11 protein-coding genes are annotated in these 17914 nt (G+C 70.3%); 5 read left to right on the top strand and 6 right to left on the bottom strand.

Annotation, left to right across the window (positions count from 1 at the left end; translation table 11 throughout):
- A complete protein-coding gene (locus ACIP6U_RS43645) occupies positions 1-4506 on the top strand; it encodes a glycosyl hydrolase family 28 protein (protein WP_401728586.1) in 4506 nt (1501 codons plus the stop codon).
- Positions 4503-6545, top strand: a complete 2043-nt coding sequence (locus tag ACIP6U_RS43650) for a PQQ-dependent sugar dehydrogenase (RefSeq protein ID WP_401728588.1) — start codon at positions 4503-4505, stop codon at positions 6543-6545. The genes ACIP6U_RS43645 and ACIP6U_RS43650 overlap by 4 nt, the downstream gene beginning before the upstream one ends.
- Positions 6546-6597: 52 nt before the next feature.
- Here the strand turns inward: ACIP6U_RS43650 and ACIP6U_RS43655 are convergent, their stop codons facing one another.
- Entirely contained in the window at positions 6598-8424 is a 1827-nt protein-coding gene (locus ACIP6U_RS43655; RefSeq protein ID WP_401728590.1) for an AMP-dependent synthetase/ligase, read from the bottom strand.
- 229 nt (positions 8425-8653) lie between these two features.
- Positions 8654-10129, bottom strand: coding sequence for an MFS transporter (locus tag ACIP6U_RS43660; RefSeq protein WP_401728592.1), 1476 nt, complete (start codon positions 10127-10129; stop codon positions 8654-8656).
- A 112-nt stretch (positions 10130-10241) separates the two neighbouring features.
- Here ACIP6U_RS43660 and ACIP6U_RS43665 point away from each other — a divergent pair, with 112 nt between their 5' ends.
- Positions 10242-11222, top strand: a complete 981-nt coding sequence (locus ACIP6U_RS43665; RefSeq protein WP_401728594.1) for an Lrp/AsnC family transcriptional regulator — start codon at positions 10242-10244, stop codon at positions 11220-11222.
- A 254-nt stretch (positions 11223-11476) separates the two neighbouring features.
- On the opposite strand, the gene ACIP6U_RS43670 is transcribed toward ACIP6U_RS43665, so the two are convergent.
- Complete coding sequence (locus tag ACIP6U_RS43670; RefSeq protein WP_401728596.1) at positions 11477-12340, bottom strand: LysR substrate-binding domain-containing protein; 864 nt, start codon at positions 12338-12340, stop codon at positions 11477-11479.
- Between the two features lie 202 nt (positions 12341-12542).
- Between ACIP6U_RS43670 and ACIP6U_RS43675 the strand changes: the two genes are divergently transcribed.
- Complete coding sequence (locus ACIP6U_RS43675; RefSeq protein WP_401728731.1) at positions 12543-13556, top strand: bile acid:sodium symporter family protein; 1014 nt, start codon at positions 12543-12545, stop codon at positions 13554-13556.
- On the opposite strand, the gene ACIP6U_RS43680 is transcribed toward ACIP6U_RS43675, so the two are convergent.
- The 3 genes from ACIP6U_RS43680 to ACIP6U_RS43690 all read right to left on the bottom strand — a co-directional run bounded on the left by ACIP6U_RS43680 (position 13492) and on the right by ACIP6U_RS43690 (position 16019).
- Positions 13492-14706 carry a DUF4185 domain-containing protein gene (locus ACIP6U_RS43680; RefSeq protein WP_401728597.1) on the bottom strand — a complete coding sequence of 405 codons (1215 nt, stop codon included), beginning with the start codon at positions 14704-14706 and terminating at the stop codon, positions 13492-13494. The two genes, ACIP6U_RS43675 and ACIP6U_RS43680, sit on opposite strands and share 65 nt — an antisense overlap.
- A 192-nt stretch (positions 14707-14898) precedes the next feature.
- Positions 14899-15750, bottom strand: a complete 852-nt coding sequence (locus ACIP6U_RS43685; RefSeq protein WP_401728599.1) for a collagen-like protein — start codon at positions 15748-15750, stop codon at positions 14899-14901.
- A complete protein-coding gene (locus tag ACIP6U_RS43690) occupies positions 15747-16019 on the bottom strand; it encodes a hypothetical protein (RefSeq protein ID WP_401728601.1) in 273 nt (90 codons plus the stop codon). Before ACIP6U_RS43690 ends, ACIP6U_RS43685 begins: the two co-directional genes overlap by 4 nt.
- A gap of 304 nt (positions 16020-16323) precedes the next feature.
- Here ACIP6U_RS43690 and ACIP6U_RS43695 point away from each other — a divergent pair, with 304 nt between their 5' ends.
- Positions 16324-17850: a DUF4331 domain-containing protein gene (locus tag ACIP6U_RS43695; RefSeq protein WP_401728602.1), complete on the top strand. Its 1527-nt coding sequence runs from the start codon at positions 16324-16326 to the stop codon at positions 17848-17850.
- Positions 17851-17914: the final 64 nt, after the last annotated feature.

Consider the following 17914-nt stretch of genomic DNA (forward strand, 5'->3'; position numbering starts at 1 on the left):
ATGCGACCCCCCACCCCCCGCACCCGTGGCGCGGCGACGATCGTCCTCCTGGTCCTCGCCGTCGTCCTCGGTCTCACTCATCCCACGACCGCTCTCGCGACCCTCCGACAGCCCGCCGCCACCTACGACGTACGCGACTACGGCGCCAAGGGCGACGGCTCGGCCAACGACACCCCGGCCATCAACAAGGCCATCGACGCGGCGAGTTCGGCGACCGGCGGCGGCACGGTCCGCTTCCCGGCCGGCGCCTACAAGTCCAAGAACACCATCCACATGAAGAGCCATGTGACGCTCCAGGTCGACCGGGGCGCCACGATCCAGGGCTCCAGCGCCGACACCTACGACAAGGCCGAGGCCAACCCGTACGACGACTACCAGGACTACGGGCACAGCCACTTCCACAACGCGATGATCTACGGCGACCGGCTGACCGACATCGGCTTCGTCGGCGAAGGCGTCATCGACGGCATGGGCAACCTGATCACCGGCAACCCCAAGTCCGGCGAGGCCGACAAGATCATCTCGCTGACCCGGTGCGACGGGCTGCGGATCGGCGACGGACTCACCCTGCGCCGGGGCGGCCACTTCGCCGCCCTCGTCAACGGCTGCAGGGACGTCACCTCGGACCGGCTGACCATCGACACCGCGAGCGACCGCGACGGCTGGAACATCATCTCCACGACGAACGTCACGGTGACGAACGCCAACATCAAGGCCAACGACGACGCCCTGGTCTTCAAGAGCGACTACGCCCTCGGCGCCAAGCTCCCCAACGGCCATGTCCGGGTGAGCGATTCGTATCTCTCGGCCAGGTGCTGCAACGCCCTGATGTTCGGCTCCGAGACCTGCGGCGACTTCTCGGACTACCAGTTCGAGAAGATCCGCATCGAGGGCGCCGACAAGTCGGGCCTCGGCATGGTCTCGATGGACGGCGCGAAGATCTCCGACGTCCACTACCGCGACATCACCATGACCGGCGTCCACTCACCGATCATGCAGAAGATCGGCACCCGGAAGCGGTGCGGGAACAGCCCCGGCATCGGCTCCATCAGCGACATCACCTACGACAACATCACCGCGACCGGCAACTCCCCGTCGTTCAGCCCGACTCTGTGGGGCGAGACCGGCCACCGGATCCACGGCGTCACGTTCACCAACGTCGACATCACCGTCCCCGGCGGCAACGGCACCATGTCCACCGGCGTGCCGGGCAACGACCCGAACGACTACAACCCCAAGGCCATCGGCACCCGGCCGGCCTACGGCTGGTACCTGCACAACGCCGACGACATCCGATTCACCGACAGCTCCGTGAAGTTCGCGGCGAACGACGGCCGTCCCGCCGTCATCGCCAACGCGGCGAGCGGCCTCCGCTTCACCGGCTTCACCGCCCAGCGGGGCAGCAACTCGCCCTACGACCTCGGCTTCCAGGACGTGAACGGCTACTGCGTGAGCGGCGCCGGCTCGCCGCGCGTGTCCAGCACCGGCTCCACCGAGAACTGCGCGCCCGCGAGCGCCCGCCCGCTCGACCTCGAGAACCCCCGCCAGGACTTCCTCCGCTCCTCCGTCGGCGGCCTCTTCCTGCACTGGGGTCTGCGCACCGCCCCCGCCCACACCAGTTGCACCGGGTGGGAGAGCGATGTCACGGGCGGCGGCTGGACGCCCGACTACTGGGTGAACGAGGCGCGGAAGCTGCACACCCAGTACCTCGTCCTCGCCACCTTCCACAGCCGCCTCGGCTACGCCCGCCCCTGGCCCTCGAAGATCCCGGGCTCCTGCGCCACCAAGCGGGACTTCCTCGGCGAACTGATCACCGCCGCCAAGGCCAAGGGGATGAAGGTCGTCCTCTACATGACCGACGACCCCCAGTGGCACGACGAGGGCGGCCACGAATGGCTCGACTCGGCCGCCTACTCCGCCTACAAGGGCGAGAACGTCGACCTGACCACCCGTGACGGCTTCGGGCGGTTCAGCTACGACAACTTCTTCGAGGTCATGAACCGCTACCCCGACCTCGGCGGCTTCTGGATCGACAACGACAACGCGTACTGGGAGAGCCACGACCTCTACCGGCAGATCTACGACAAGCGCCCGAACTACACGATCAGCAACAACAACGAAGACACGCCGATCATGGACATGATCAGCAATGAGCAGAAGACGGGGATGACCCCGGCCTACGACTACCCGCAGGCCGTCTACACCGCCCAACCCCGCCTGACCGAGGCCGACTTCAAGCTGCCCTCGTCCGGCGCCTGGTGGTACGACGGCTCCGATCCGGCCGTCGACAAGAAGCTCACCCTCGGCCGTCTGGTCACCAACGCGGGCTCGTCCGTGAAGGCGCTGATGGCCGAGACCGCCCAGGTCAACGGCAGGTTCCCGGCCAACCAGGCCGCCTTCAACACCTTCGCCGACTCCTATCTCGACCCGATCCGGGAGTCGTTGCACGGCACCGAGGGCGGCGGGTACATGTACGGCGGCCTCAAACCCGGCTTCTGGAACGACGGCGCGCACGGCGTGACGACGGTCAGCAGGACGGACCCGGACCTGGAGTACGTCCACGTCCTGACCCCGCCGTCCACCAGCACTCTGCGCATCCGTGACAACGGCTACCGCATCGCCTCCGTCACCAACCTCCGTACGGGAGCGGCCGTTTCGTGGTCGCAGTCCGGCGGTGTGCTCACCCTGACCGGCCTCGGCTCCTGGGACCCGTACGACACCGTCTTCAAGGTCACGACCGCCGGCCGGCAGGGCATCCTCGGCGGGGTCAAGGTGAGCGCGAGCGCCTCGGCGAGCGGGCATGCGGCGACGGCCGCCGGGGACGGCAGCTACCTCACCTACTGGGACAACGACAAGACCCTGCCCGTCAACCTCACCTTCGACCTCGGGGCGGCCAGGAAGGTGCAGTACCTCGGGCTCAACCAGCGCGAGGACTCCGTCGCCTACGCCCGCTCCGCCACCGAACAGTCCGCCCGCATCAAGGACTACAAGGTGTTCCTGAGCGACGACGGGACCACCTGGGGGAGCGCGGTCAAGACCGGCCGACTCCCCAGCCGCCGGGGCATCCAGGGCATCGACCTCACCGCCGCGAACGCCCGGTACGTACGCCTGGAGGTCGACACCACCTGGGCCGAGTCCACCGACACCACCCGCTACAAGCGACTGCGGATCGACGAGGCCTGGATCGGCGCGGCGTACGCCACCCCGGCGGCCTTCGGGCCGATGTCGGACAACGGCCAGTCCCTGCGCCCCGCGATGGGCTGGAGCAGCTGGAGCTTCGTGCGCCGCACGCCCACCGAGGCGAAGATCAAGGCGCAGGCGGACGCGATCGTGGCGAGCGGCCTCAAGGACCACGGCTTCGTGTACGTCAACCTCGACGACTTCTGGCAGAAGTGCGACTCCAACGGATTCACCGTGGACTCCTACGGCCGCTGGACCGTCGACACCGCCAAATTCCCGTCCGGCATCAAGGCGTTGGCCGACTACATCCACGGCAAGGGGCTGAAGTTCGGCTTCTACGTCACCCCGGGCATCGCCAAGAACGCGGTCACCGCCAACACACCGATCGAGGGGACCTCGTACCACGCGAAGGACATCGCGGACACGTCGAGGACGGAGAAGAACTACAACTGCAAGAACATGTACTACATCGACTACGGGAAGCCGGGCGCGCAGGAGTTCGTGAACTCGTGGGCGAAGCAGTTCGCCTCCTGGGGGGTCGACTACCTGAAGATCGACGGCGTGGGCAGTGCCGACATCCCGGACGTCCAGGCCTGGGACAAGGCGCTGCGGGCGAGCGGACGGCCCATCAACTTCGCGCTGTCCAACAACCTTCCGATCGCCGACGGGGCCACCTGGCGGCAGCTCGCGAACAGTTGGCGCACCCAGGGCGACGTCGAGTGCTACTGCGGGCCCGGTTCCAACGGCAGCGGCTATCCGCTGACCGACTGGTCCCACGTGTCCGCCCGTTTCAACTCGGCCGCCTCCTGGCAGCCGTACGCCGGTCCGGGCGGCTGGAACGACCTCGACTCGCTGGAGCTCGGGAACGGCGATCAGGTGGGCCTCACCGCCGACCAGCGCCGCTCGCACTTCACGCTCTGGGCGATGGCGGCCTCGCCGCTGCTGCTCGGCACCGACCTCACGAAGCTGGACGCCGTCGACAAGGCGATGCTGACCAACGACCGGCTGATCGGGGTCGACCAGGACGGGGTGGCCGCGAAACGGGTTGTGAACAGTGGTGTCAAGCAGGTCTTCAGCAAACGGGAGAACAGCGGTGCCTACGTGGTCGCGCTGTTCAACACCGGGACGTCCGGCAACTCGACGGTCTCCGTGAACTGGTCGCAGGTGGGATTCACCGGCTCCGGTGATGTCACCGACCTCTGGTCCGGCTCCCACAAGGGCGTGATCGCCGATTCATACAGCGCGACGCTGCGGCCGGGTGAAACACGGCTGATCCGTGTGAACCCGGTCAACAGCGAGCTGAGGGTACTGAGGGGACAATCATGAAACGCGACAGAGTTCTCGCCCGGGCCGTTCCGCTGGCCCTCTCCTTCGCCCTCGCCGTGCCCCTCGTCGGCCTGAGCCAGGGCACCGCGAACGCGGCCACCGACTACCAGGCCGAGGACGCGGCCATCTCGCAGGGCACGGTCGCCACCAACCACACCGGCTACACAGGCACCGGCTTCGTCGACTACACCAACATCAAAGGCTCCTATGTGGAGTTCACGGTGAGCGCGACCGCCGCCGGCAGCTCCGCGCTCACCCTCCGCTTCGCCAACGGCACCACCGTCGACCGGCCGATGGACATCTCCGTCAACGGCACGGTCGTGCAGTCCGCCGTCTCCTTCCCGGCCACCGCCGACTGGAACACCTGGACCACCAAGACCCTCAACGTCCCGCTGACCGCGGGCGCCAACAAGATCCGCGCCACCGCCACCACGGACAACGGCGGTCCCAACCTCGACCGCGTCAGCCTCGCCGCCGCGGCCGACACCCAGGCCCCGACCCGTCCCGGGCAGCCCAGTTGCTCGGACGTCGGCGAGGACGGGCTCACCCTGGCGTGGGGCGCGGCCACCGACAACGTGGCCGTCACGGCGTACGACCTCTACGAGCACGGCAACAAGATCGGGGAGGCGCCCGGGAGTTCGACGTCGAAGGCGCTGACCGGACTCACGCCGAACACCACCTACAACCTGACGGTCATCGCCCGCGACGCGGCCGGGAACACGTCTGCGGCCAGTCCGGTCGTCGACTGCACCACCGCGCCCAGCTCCGACACCACCCCGCCCACCAAGCCCGGCACGCTGTCCGCGACCGACATCACGGCGAACAGCGCCGCGCTCGGCTGGGGCGCCTCGACGGACGACCGCGCGGTCGTCGCGTACGACGTCCGCAGCGACACCACGGTCTACAAGACCGTCACCGGCGGTACGACGACCACGCTGACCGGGCTCGCCTGCAACAGCCCGTACAGCCTGAACGTCGTCGCCCGGGACGCGGCCGGCAACGTGTCCGCGGCGAGCAACACCGTCACCTTCACCACGAAGGCCTGCGCGACGGACGGCGGGGTGCCCTCCTCGGTCGCGTCGCTCTCCACCGGCTGGACCATCCCGTGGGGCACCTACTGGATGCCCGACGGGACGACCGCGCTGGTCACCGAGCGGGACGACTTCCGGGTCTGGAAGGTCACCAAGGACGGCGCCCGGACACAGGTCGGGACCGTGCCCGAGGCGGTGACCACGAACGGCGAGGGCGGACTGCTCGGCGTCGCCGTCGACCCCAAGTGGGAGACCAACCACTACGTCTACTTCATGCACACCGCGTCCGAGGGCAACCGGGTCGTCCGCATGACGTACGACGGCACGAACCTGACCGGCTACAAGATCCTGCTCCAGGGCATCAAGAAGAACCGCTACCACAACGGCGGCCGCGTCGCCTTCGGCCCCGACGGCTACCTCTACGTCTCCACCGGCGAGGCCCAGACACCCGATCTCGCGCAGGACAAGAACTCCCTCAACGGCAAGATCCTGCGCATGACGACGGACGGCAAGGCGGCCCCGGGCAACCCGTTCGGCAACTACGTCTACAGCCTGGGCCACCGCAACCCGCAGGGCCTCGCCTTCGACCGCAACGGCCGGCTGTGGGAGGCGGAGTTCGGCAACAGCTCCAAGGACGAGCTGAACCTGATCAAGCCCGGCGCCAACTACGGCTGGCCCACCTGCGAAGGGACGTGCAGCGTCGCGGGCATGACCAACCCCAAGGCCACCTGGAACGTCAACGAGGCCTCCCCGAGCGGCATCGCCATCGTCCGCAACGTCGTCTACATGGCGTCCCTGCGCGGCGAGCGGCTGTGGCGCATCCCGATCAACGGCGACAACGAGAGCGTCGGCACGCCGACCGCGTACTACGTGGGGACCTACGGGCGGCTGCGCACGGTCACCAAGGTGCCGGGCGCCGACCAGTTGTGGCTGTCGACCACCAACTGCGACAACAACGGAGGTGCGGCGGACGGGGCGGACAAGATCTTCCGCGTGAACATCAGCTGAGCGAGCGCCGGCTGACGGGCCGTTGATCGACGGTGCGTCAGCCGGCGGAGCGTCAGGCCTGGTAGAGCGCGTCGACCTCGTTGGCGTACGCGTTCTCGATGGCCTTGCGCTTCAGCTTCAACGACGGTGTCAGCAGGCCGTGTTCCTCGGTGAACGGCTGCGCCAGTATGCGGAACGTACGGATCGACTCGGCCTGGGAGACGAGGGTGTTGGCGGCCACCACCGCGCGCCGCACCTCCGTCTCCAGGTCGTTGTCGCGCACCAGCTCGGCGGGGGCCATCTGCGGTTTGCCGCGCATCGTCAGCCAGTGCTCGACGGCCTCCTGGTCGAGGGTGACCAGGGCCGCGATGTACGGGCGGTCGTTGCCGACGACGATGCACTGGTTGACCAGGGGATGGTCGCGGACGCGCTCCTCCAGCAGCCCCGGCGAGACGCTCTTGCCGCCGGAGGTCACCAGGATCTCCTTCTTGCGGCCGGTGATGGTGAGGTAGCCGTCCTCGTCGAGCGCGCCGAGGTCGCCGGTGGCGAGCCAACCGTCGTGCAGGGTCTCGTCGGTGGCCTTCTGGTTGTTGAGGTAGGCCTGGAAGACGTTCGGGCCGTGCAGCCAGATCTCGCTGTCGTCCGCGATGTGCACGGTGACACCCGGGATGGGCTGGCCGACGGTGCCGTAGCGGGTGCGGTCGGGCGGGTTGGCGGTCGCGGCGGCCGTCGTCTCGGTGAGCCCGTACCCCTCGTAGATCTGCACCCCGGCGCCCGCGAAGAAGAGTCCGAGCCGTCGGTCCATGGCCGACCCGCCGGACATGGCATTGCGGATACGGCCACCCATGGCCGCTCGAACCTTGGAATAGACGAGTTTGTCGAAGAGCTGGTGCTGCATGCGCAGTCCGGCCGACGGGCCGGGTCCGATGCCCCAGGCCTTCGCCTCCACCGCGTCCGCGTACTTCACCGCGACCTCGACGGCCTTCTCGAACGGACCGGCCTTGCCCTCCTTCTCGGCCTTGCGGCGGGAGGCGTTGAAGACCTTCTCGAAGATGTAGGGCACCGCGAGGATGAAGGTGGGCTTGAACGCCTGCAGATCCGGCAGCAGCGCGGCGGCGTTCAGCTGCGGCTGGTGCCCGAAGCGGACCCCGCCGCGGATCGCCGCGACCTCCACCATCCGCCCGAAGACATGCGCGAGCGGCAGGAACAGCAGGGTCGCCGCCTCGTCGCCCCGCTTCGAGTGGAACACCGGCTCCCAGCCCTCGATGACGGTGTCGGCCTCCCACATGAAGCTGCCGTGCGTGATCACACAGCCCTTGGGGCGGCCGGTCGTGCCCGAGGTGTAGATGATCGTCGCGGTCGAGTCCGGGGTGACCGCCTGTCTGTGCCGGTGCACCACCTCGTCGTCGATGGCGGCACCCGCGTCGTACAGCTCCTGCACCGCGCCCGAGTCCAGCTGCCACAGCTGGTGCAGCTGCGGCAGCCGGCCGATGACGGTGGCGATGGTCATCGCGTGGTCCTCGTGCTCCACGATCGCGGCCGTGCACTCGGCGTCGTAGAGCATCCAGAAACACTGCTCGGCGGAGGACGTCGGATAGATGGGCACCACTTGGGCACCGATCGTCCACAGTGCGTAGTCGAACAGGGTCCACTCGTAGCGGGTACGGGACATGATCGCGACGCGGTCGCCGAACCGGATGCCCTGGGCGAGCAGCCCCTTGGCGAGAGCCAGTACCTCGTCCCGGAACTCGGCGGAGGTCACGTCACGCCACTGACCTGCTTCGTCCTTGCGACCGAGGGCGATGTGCAGCGGGTCTTCCTGGGCACGTTCGAAGACGACATCGGCCAGACCGCCCACCGGCGGTGCCGACGCCAACGGAGGATTGGTGAACTCGCGCAAACCCCGCTCCCCGCCTCTGGTGACGCTCCGCAGCGCCGTGAAAGCTACCCCACCCGGCGACAGGGCGGGAGGGGGTCGGAAGCCGAGCAGTGTTCAGGTACTGGCAGGTCACCGCCGGAAAATGCGCCCACATGCGGAAGGGTCGGACACAAAGCTGACGGTTGAGTAAGTTTCGGCACCGTAATCTCCACCGAATCTGTACGACCCGGCTACGGGGCTCCCAGCCGGGTCACAGGGGCTGCTCCACGCGGGTCCCGACCGCCTCGCGCGCGACCGTGCGAGGGGCTTTGACCAAGGTCAGGACCAGTACGCCCGCCACCGTCGCCGTCACTCCCGCGAGCACCGCCGCCGTGTTCAGCCCCGAGGCGAACGCCGTGCGCAGCGCGTGCTCGGAGAAGGCACCGCGCAGCGCCCCGGCCGCGCCGCCCGCCAGCGCGTGGGCCGCGTCGTGCGGCAGCGTGTCCTGCATACGGGAGGTCAGCACGGTGCCGTACCCGGCGATGCCGAGCGCGTACCCCAGCTGCCGGAAGGTGTTGACCGCGCCGCCCGCCATGCCCGCCCGCTCCTGCGGTACGGCGGCCAGCGCCGCGCCCGCGATCCCGGGCGCCACCAGACCCGTACCGATACCCACGAGGACCAGACCCGGCACCAGCGCGGACGCCGTCGAGCCCACGCCCAGGAACGCCATGCAGAACTGCCCCGCACCGATCACGAGCAGCCCGCCCCCGACGGTGAACCGGGCCGGCACCCCGTGCAGCAGCCGCCCGCCGGCCGCCGCCACCACGAACGACGCCAGCGACAGCCACAGGAAGACGAGCCCGCCGCGCACCGGACTCATCCCGAGCAGCGTCTGCAGCCAGATCGAGTCGTACGCCAGCAGACTGAACGCCGCCGCGTTGAAGGCGAGCGCGCCCACCATGACGCCCGAGAACGCCGGCTTCAGGAACAGCCGCGGGTCCAACAGCGGGTCGGCGCCGCGCAGTTCGACGGCGAGGAAGCCGGCCAGCGCCACCGCGCCGGCCCCGAAGGTGAGCAGGGTGCCCGGCTCGCTCCAGCCCTGCTGTCCGGCGCGCACCGCCCCGTACGTCAGCGCGGCGGCGAAGGCGGCGAACGTCACCGTGCCCGCCCAGTCGACCTTCCGCTCGCGCGAGCCGTGCGACTCCGGCACCACCCGAAGGGTCAGCCACACCGCGATCACGCTCACCGGCAGATTGACGTAGAAGATCCACCGCCAGCCGGGTCCTGCGGTCAGCAGTCCGCCGAGCACCGGTCCCACGGCGGCCGCGGCCCCGCTGACCGCGCCCCACACGCCGAGCGCCACCGAGCGCTGCCGCCCCTGGTAGATCGAGCCGAGCAGCGGCAGCGTCGTCGCGAACATCGCCGCGGCCCCCAGCCCCTGCACCCCGCGCGCGGCGACCAGCATCCCCGGCCCGGTCGCGAGCCCGCACAGCAGCGAAGCCGCCGCGAACACCACCACGCCCACGGCATGCACCCGCCGCCGGCCCAGGATGTCGGCCGCGGCCCCCACCCCGAGCAGCAGCGCGGCCAGCGCCAGCGCGTACCCGTCCATCACCCACTGCAGATCGCTCAATGACGCGTGCAGCGACCGCGCCATGTCCGGCAGCGCGACCACCGCGATCGTGACGTCCAGCAACAACATGAACGTGCCCAGGCACACCGCCGTGAGCGGCCCCCATGTGCGCATGTCCTCAACTCCCTGTTCGACGGATGCGTATCGGTTCGTACGATGAGGAGTGCGCGGTCGATCGGAGCGGTAACCGGTGGCCGGGCGACGGAATCCGACGGGAGCAACCGGTATGCAGATGGAATCCCACACCCTTGACGAGCTCGATCTGCGGGTGCTCAGCGCCCTGGAGGCCGACGCCCGGGCGTCCTTCAGCCGGATCGGCGCGGTGCTCGGTGTCTCCGACCAGACCGTCGCCCGCCGCTACCGCCGGCTCCGCGCCGAGGTCGGGCTGCGGATCGTGGCCGTCCGGGACGGGGTGGCGCTGGGGCAGGACGACTGGACGCTGCGCCTGCGCTGCGTCCCCGACAGCGCCCTGGCCATCGCGGACGCGCTCGCCAAACGGCCCGACACCAGCTGGATCGCGATCGCCTCCGGCGGCACCGAGATCATCTGCGGCACCCGGCCGCGCAGCGCCGGCGACCGGGACGACCTGCTCCTGGGCAAGCTGCCGCGCACCCCGCGGCTGATGGAGATCCGCGCCCACCAGCTGCTGCACCGCTTCCACGGCGGCCCGGTGGGCTGGCTGCGCAATTTCGAGGCGCTCACCGAGGAGGAGCGGGCGGCCCTGCGCCCCGAGCGACTGCCCGACCCCGGACCGGCCCGCATCGACCCGGAGGACGAGCCGCTGCTCGCCGTCCTGGAGCGCGACGGCCGCGCCACCTACCCCGAACTCCAGCGCGCCACCGGCCGCTCCGAGTCCGCCGTCAAACGCCGCCTGGCCACCCTGCTCGCCTCCGGCGCGATCTACATCGACGTCGAGATCCGCCCCGAGGCCCTCGGTTACCCGGTCTCCGCGGTCCTGTGGCTGACCACCACCCCGGCCGCCCTCCACTCCGTCGGCGAGGCCCTCGCCACCCACGACCCCATCGCCCACGCGGCCGCCACGGCCGGCCCCAGCAATCTGATCGCCTCGGTGGTCGTGCGGACCACGGCGGACCTCTACGCCTACATCAGCGGCCCGCTCGGCCGCCTGCCGGGACTCCAGCACGTGGAGGCGACGCCGTATCTGCGCCGGATCAAACAGCTGACGTATCCGAAGCCGGTGCGGTAGCGCTCCGCGGGGCGGCGCGATGTGCCGTCGGCGCGCGGGGCAGGCACCCCGACCTGCTGAGCGCGTCCCGCCCGGGGGCCGGCTCGGCGACGTCCGCGATCGGGCCGGGAGCTCCAGGAGCTGACATCCGCGGGCCGGACGCGAGTGCGTGTCCGTGCGCGGGGCGGGAGCGTCAGGACGTGATGTCCGCGGGCCGGAAGCGAGCCGACGTCCGTGCGCCGGTCGGGAGTTGACGTCCGCCGACCCGCCGGAGGCTAACGCCGGTGCAGCCGGTCCCCGCCGCCCAGGATCGACTGCGCCAGAGCCTCCGCCGGGCCCGACGCGGACGTACGGCGGTGGCCGTGGACCAGGACGAAGTCGACGCGGCCGAGTTCGGGCAGGGCGAAACGGTCGGGGACGCGGACCAGGCCCGGCGGGACCAGGCCGCGGGAGTGGGCCATGACGCCGAGGCCGGCGCGGGCGGCGGCGATGAGGCCGTTGAGGCTGCCGCTGGTGCAGGCGATGCGCCAGGAGCGGCCCTGGCGTTCCAGGGACTCCAGGGCCAGGGCGCGGGTGATGCCGGGCGGCGGGTAGACGATCAGCGGTACCGGGCGGTCCGGGTCCAGGCGCAGTCGCTCCGCGCCGATCCACACCAGCTCGTCGTGCCAGACCAGTTCGCCCCGCGGATCCTCCGGGCGCCGCTTGGCGAGCACCAGGTCCAGCTTTCCGGCGGCCAGTTGCTCGTGCAGCGTGCCCGACAGCTCCACCGTCAGCTCCAGGTCGACCTCGGGGTGGTCGTGCCGGAAGCCCTCCAGGATCTCCGGCAGCCGGGTCAGCACGAAGTCCTCGGAGGCGCCGAAGCGCAGGCGGCCGCGCAGCCGGGTACCCGTGAAGAACGACGTCGCCTGCTCGTGCACCTCCAGGATCCGGCGCGCGAACCCGAGCATCGCCTCGCCGTCCTCCGTCAGCTCCACGGAGTGCGTGTCCCGGGTGAACAACTGCCGCCCGGTCACCTCCTCCAGGCGCCGCACGTGCTGGCTCACGGTGGACTGGCGCAGCCCGAGCCGCCGGGCGGCCTGCGTGAAGCTCAGGGTCTGGGCGACCGCCAGGAAGGTGCGCAGGTGAGAGGGGTCGTACACAGGGAACAGAGTAGCTCGTTATCGCAAAACGTGATGACAGTCAGAGCGGTATGACGGATTCCCGATCAAGGTCCGGAGGAGGACGATGGGCGGGGGACTCCTCGTCCCCGGAACGACCCTGGAACGTCCCCGTCCCGCCGACGGCAATGCGCACGCAACGAGCAAGTGGAGCACCGTGAAACGCCTGCAATGGCCGAGTTGGATGCCGATCGACCCGTACATCCTGGTGTTGCTCGGGACGGTGGGTCTCGCCGCCCTGTTGCCGGCCCGCGGGACCGGGGCGGACGTGGCCTCCGGCGCCTCCACGGCGGCGATCGCCTTCCTCTTCTTCCTCTACGGCGCCCGCCTGTCCACCCGCGAGGCGATGGACGGACTGCGCCACTGGCGGCTCCATGTCACGGTCCTGGCCTGTACGTTCCTCGTCTTCCCGCTGCTCGGCCTGGCCGCCCGCGGACTCGTCCCGGTGCTGCTGACCCACCCCCTCTACCAGGGCCTACTCTTCCTCACCCTGGTCCCCTCGACCATCCAGTCCTCCATCGCCTTCACGTCGATGGCCCGCGGCAACGTGCCCGCCGCGATCTGCGCGGGTTCCTTCTCCTCCCTCGTCGGCATCGTCGTCACCCCGCTGCTGGCGGCCGCCCTGCTCGGCAGCAGCGCCGGCGGGTTCTCGGCCGACTCGCTCGTCGAGATCGTGCTGCAACTGCTCGTGCCGTTCCTCGCCGGACAGGTGCTGCGCCGCTGGATCGGCGACTTCGTCGCCCGGCACAAGAAGGTCCTCGGCCTGGTCGACCGCGGCTCGATCCTGCTGGTCGTCTACACCGCGTTCAGCGAGGGCATGGTCCAGGGCATCTGGCACCAGGTGAGCGCGATCCGGCTCGGCGGCCTCCTCGTCGTCGAGGCCGTGCTGCTCGCCGTGATGCTCACCCTGACCTGGTACGGCGGCAAGGCGCTGCGCTTCAACCGCGAGGACCGGATCGCCATCCAGTTCGCCGGCTCCAAGAAGTCCCTGGCCTCCGGACTGCCCATGGCCAGCGTCCTGTTCGGCGCGCACGCCTCCCTGGCGGTGCTGCCGCTGATGCTCTTCCACCAGATGCAGTTGATGGTCTGCGCGGTGATCGCCAAGCGCCGCTCGCACGACCCGCAGGAGGAGGTCACCCCGGCTCCGTCAGCCGCAGCGTCACGAACCGCGGTCGGTACAGGGTCACGTTCGCGTTGATGCTCGCCGAAGCCCCCACCGTCTCCAACCAGTTGACGTCGTAGCTCAGCACCAGCCGCCCGCCGTCGCTGAGTTCGGGATGCGCCTGCGGGTTGTACGCGGCCACGCCGCCGTGCGGCAGCGCGGGGCTGAAGTCCTTCGTCGGGCCGTGCCAGGGCCCGGTGGGGGAACAGGCCCAGTAGGACGTCACGGTGGTCAGCCCCGCGGCACCCGCGGCCATCGTGAACAGCACGTACGTCCCCTCCGTCCGCACCACCGAGAACGCGCTGCCGACCTTGGCCCCGCGCACCGGCCGCGGTGCGCCGCCCCATCCCGAGCCGTTCCAGTACTTCCAGGCGCCCGGCTCGCCGAGCCGTCCCTCCGGCACCCGCGCCACGTACGCGGAGGAGGCCGGCCGGGACGCGGCCTGTCCGTCGTCGCCGCCGAACACGTACGTCCAGCCGTCCTCCTCGACCAACGTCGTGCCGAACAGCACCCGTTGGGAGGGATCGGGCACCAGCGACTGGTCCAGCACCTTCACGACCGACTCGACGCGCAGGTCGGGCAGCGAGAGCGTGGCGACCTCGGTGGCGGTGGGCACCCCGTAGATCCACGGCGACTGCCCGGCCGTCCGCACCCACAGCAGCACCCGGACGACCGACTCCGCGGAACCGGGGGAACGCGGCTCGACCCGGGCGGCCACCGGCCAACGCCACTGGTCCGGCGCGGGATCGGCGAAGAGCGGAGCGGGCAGCGTCCTCTCCAGCCGGCCCTCGCCGTCCATCACGACGGCCGAGTTGCGCACCAGCGGGGCGCTCGTGTCCCGCCACGCGTACGACTCGCCGACCGGGTTGGGCGGCCCGTGCACCTGGCCCAGATACGTGTCCGAGAACAGCCACAGCAGCCGCCCGTCCGGCAGCCGCACCGAGTGCGTGCCGTCGCCCCCGGTCCAGTCGTCACTGCGGCTCGCGTCGTCGCCGTACCGGGCGAACTCCCCGGTCAGTCCCGAGTCGGCCGACCAGGACCGGATCGCCCGCGCCGCGCACCCGGCCCCGCCCTCCGGTCCGTCGTCGTCCGGGAGGGCGCTGAGCAGCACGGCTCCGAGAACCAGCGCCAGCAGCACACCGAGCCCGGCCCCCACTCGCTGTCGTGCTCGTACGTCGTCGGGCACCCAGGGGACGTTAGTGGCTGTCGCTCGCGTGGTCCATGGGGCGATGGCCGCCCTCGAGGTCCGTGGCGCGGGGTCGGTGGAGCGAGGTCGGTGGAGCAGCGTCCGTCCGCGTGGTCGGTGGAGCAATGTCTGTCCGCTTCACGACGGTTGCCCGCGGCGGCCGCTCAGGGCACCGATGCCGATCCCGTCAAGTCACCGGTGCCGGGCCGGTGTTCGCGAGGACCGGCGTCTCCGAGGACGCCCCGACGCACGGCCGGCCCGCCCTTCTCCGCCGCCCCGTCGATGACCGCGTCTCGTGCGCCGCATCCGCCGACGCAGGACCGGCAGGACCGGAAGCAGCGCCGCGGGCCCTGGACTCGGTGCCGGTGCGACGGTGCCGGCCCTGCGGCAGACCAGGGCGTCGGGGTCGTTCGCGGGGGTCTGGAGGGAGTAGCCATCGGGACAGTCGGGGCCCGGCCGACCGCGCGGCCCGGGCTCGCCCTGCTCTCCTTGGGGCCCCTGGGCGCCCGGGGCTCCTTGACCGCCCCCGCCGCCCGCGGGACCGGCCGGACCGGTGGCGCCGTCGGTTCCCGCGGGGCCCGGGTCGCCGGTCGGACCGGTCGGACCCGGCGAGCCCTCCGGCCCCTCCGGCCCCGTCGGCCCGGAGGGGCCGGGTGCGCCGCTCGGCCCCTGGCCACCGGCGGCGCCGGGCGTCCCGCCCGCGCCCCGGTCCCCCTTCTCGCCCTTCGCGCCCCGCTCGCCGGGCACCGCGGCCGGCACCCGGATCCGGTCGAAGAGGTCGTCGACCGCGTCGGAGGGGTCGGGGGCCGCCGGGGTACCGCCGTGGGCCCGCACCTGGGCCCGCAGCGCGCGCACGTCCCGCGCCAGCGTCGACACGGCCCGGCCCCGGCGGTCGGCCTCGGTCTGCATCTGGTCGGCGCGGCGGTCCCCGGCGTCGATGCGGGCCCACAGGATCACGGCGACGCCGGAGAGGGCGATCAGCACGCAGACGAGGAAGACGCTGCGCCAGCGCGACGCGAGCAGCCGCTCGAAACGGGACCTCACCGCGCACCTCCGAGCCGGTCGATGTCGATCCTGAGCCGCGCGATCTCGGACTGGTCGGCGGCGTGCAGGGTGGCCAACTCGGTGATGCGCGTGTCCCGTTCGGCGACCTGCCGTTCGAGGCGGTCCCGCTCGGACTGCAGCTTCTCGGTCAGGCTGGAGTAGCCGCTGAGGGCGTTCTCGCCGCGCTTGCCCAGATACGCCACCACGGCCGCCCCCAGCACGCCCGTGGCCGCCAGCAGCGAGCCGAGCAGGGTGGTGCCGGCATCCAAGTGACTGCCTCCTACTCGTACGACGGGTCGCACACGACGCGGCCCGTTGAACTCAACAGAGGTAACGAGCCATGTGCCGGACGGGTGTGCCGGGGGTACGGACTACGTCGGACGGGTGGTGAGGGGGTGTCGGAGGTGACGCATAGATGCAGATTTCCGCTGCGGAGGCGTGAGACAACACGGTTCACCGCAACCCGGTTGATCAACTGAAAGATCCGTCAGATCGGTCGATAGTCACCAATCCGCACGGGCGGCCGTTCCGAATCCTCCAGCGTCAGGGAAGTTGGCATGGAGGACGGACGGAATGACACCTAACTCAAGGAGCGGTGCGGGGCGCAGGGGCCTCGCCACCCTCATAGCGGGTGCGCTGGCCGCCGGGGGACTCGCAGCCGCCGGTGTGGCCACGCTGGAACCGGGGGCGGCCTCCGCCTCCAGTCACCGGGAGGCCCCGCTGATCGCGGGAAACCCCCGGTACGACAACACGGACGTGTACGCGTTCGTGAGTCCCGACAGCCCGAAGACGACGACGATCATCGCGAACTGGATCCCGTTCGAGGACCCCTCGGGCGGCCCGAACTTCTACACGTTCGCGGACGACGCCCAGTACGACATCCACATCGACAACAACGGTGACGCGCAGGGCGAACTGCTGCTGCGCTACACCTTCAGGACCCACACGAAGAACAAGAAGACGTTCCTCTACAACACCGGCCCGGTCACCAGCCTGGACGACCCGGACCTGAACGTCACGCAGACCTACGACATCGAGTTGCTCAACCTGCACAACCAGCAGGTCGTCTCGAAGAAGAAGCTCGCCGACGACATACCGGTGGCTCCGTCGAACGTCGGCAAGGCGTCGATGCCGGACTACGGCACGCTGCGCGGCCAGGCCGTCCGTCAACTCGCCGGTGGGGGCCAGACGTTCGCCGGCCAGGCGGACGACCCGTTCTTCCTGGACCTGCGCGTCTTCGACCTGCTGTACGGCGGGAACCTCTCCGAGGTCGGCAACAACACCCTCAAGGGCTACAACGTCAACTCGGTCGCCCTGCAACTGCCCACCGACATGATCACCCAGTCGAAGCAGCAGCCGGTCGTGGGCATCTGGTCGACCACCCAGCGCAAGAACGCCCAGGGCTCCTACGAGCAGGTCTCACGGCTGGGCAACCCGCTGGTCAACGAGGTCGTCAATCCGCTGAAGGACAAGGACAGGTTCAACGCGGACTCGCCGTGGAACGACGGCCAGTTCCTGAAGAACGTCACCAATCCGGAGCTGCCGAAGCTCCTGGAGGCCATCTACAAGATCAAGGCGCCCGCGGAACCGCGCAACGATCTCGTCGACGTCTTCCTCAAAGGCGTCAAGGGCCTCAACCAGCCGCCGAACGTGCGGCCGGCGGAGATGCTGCGCCTGAACACCTCGATCAAGCCGACCGCGAACCCGAAGCGGCTCGGTGTGCTCGACGGCGACAACGCGGGCTTCCCGAACGGGCGTCGGCTCACCGACGACGTCGTGGACATCTCGCTCCAGGTCGTCGAGGGCGAACTGGTGGGCGCCAAGAACGACTTGGGGGACGCGGTCGACGCCGACGACCAGAAGGTCGGTGACTCCTTCCCCTACCTGGCCCAGCCCGTCTCGGGTTCGCGAGGTCCGCTCGCCAAGGGCACGACCGGTGGCAATGACGTCCGCAACCAGCTGGGCGACAGCCTGGAGCCGGCCGGCTCCACGGACGGCACGCCCAACACCGGCCTGATCGCCGCGTCGGCGGGCGCGGGCGCGGCGGGGATCCTGCTGATCGGCCTGGGTCTGGCGTGGTGGCGCCGGCGCATGCAGTAGACGAACTGACCGTCAGGGAGGGCGAGAAAGGGCGGGGGCCGGTGAGACCGGCCCCCGCCCGCTG

It is taken from the genome of Streptomyces sp. NPDC088794, assembly GCF_044750545.1.
In the GTDB taxonomy this organism is placed as follows: Bacteria; Actinomycetota; Actinomycetes; order Streptomycetales; family Streptomycetaceae; genus Streptomyces.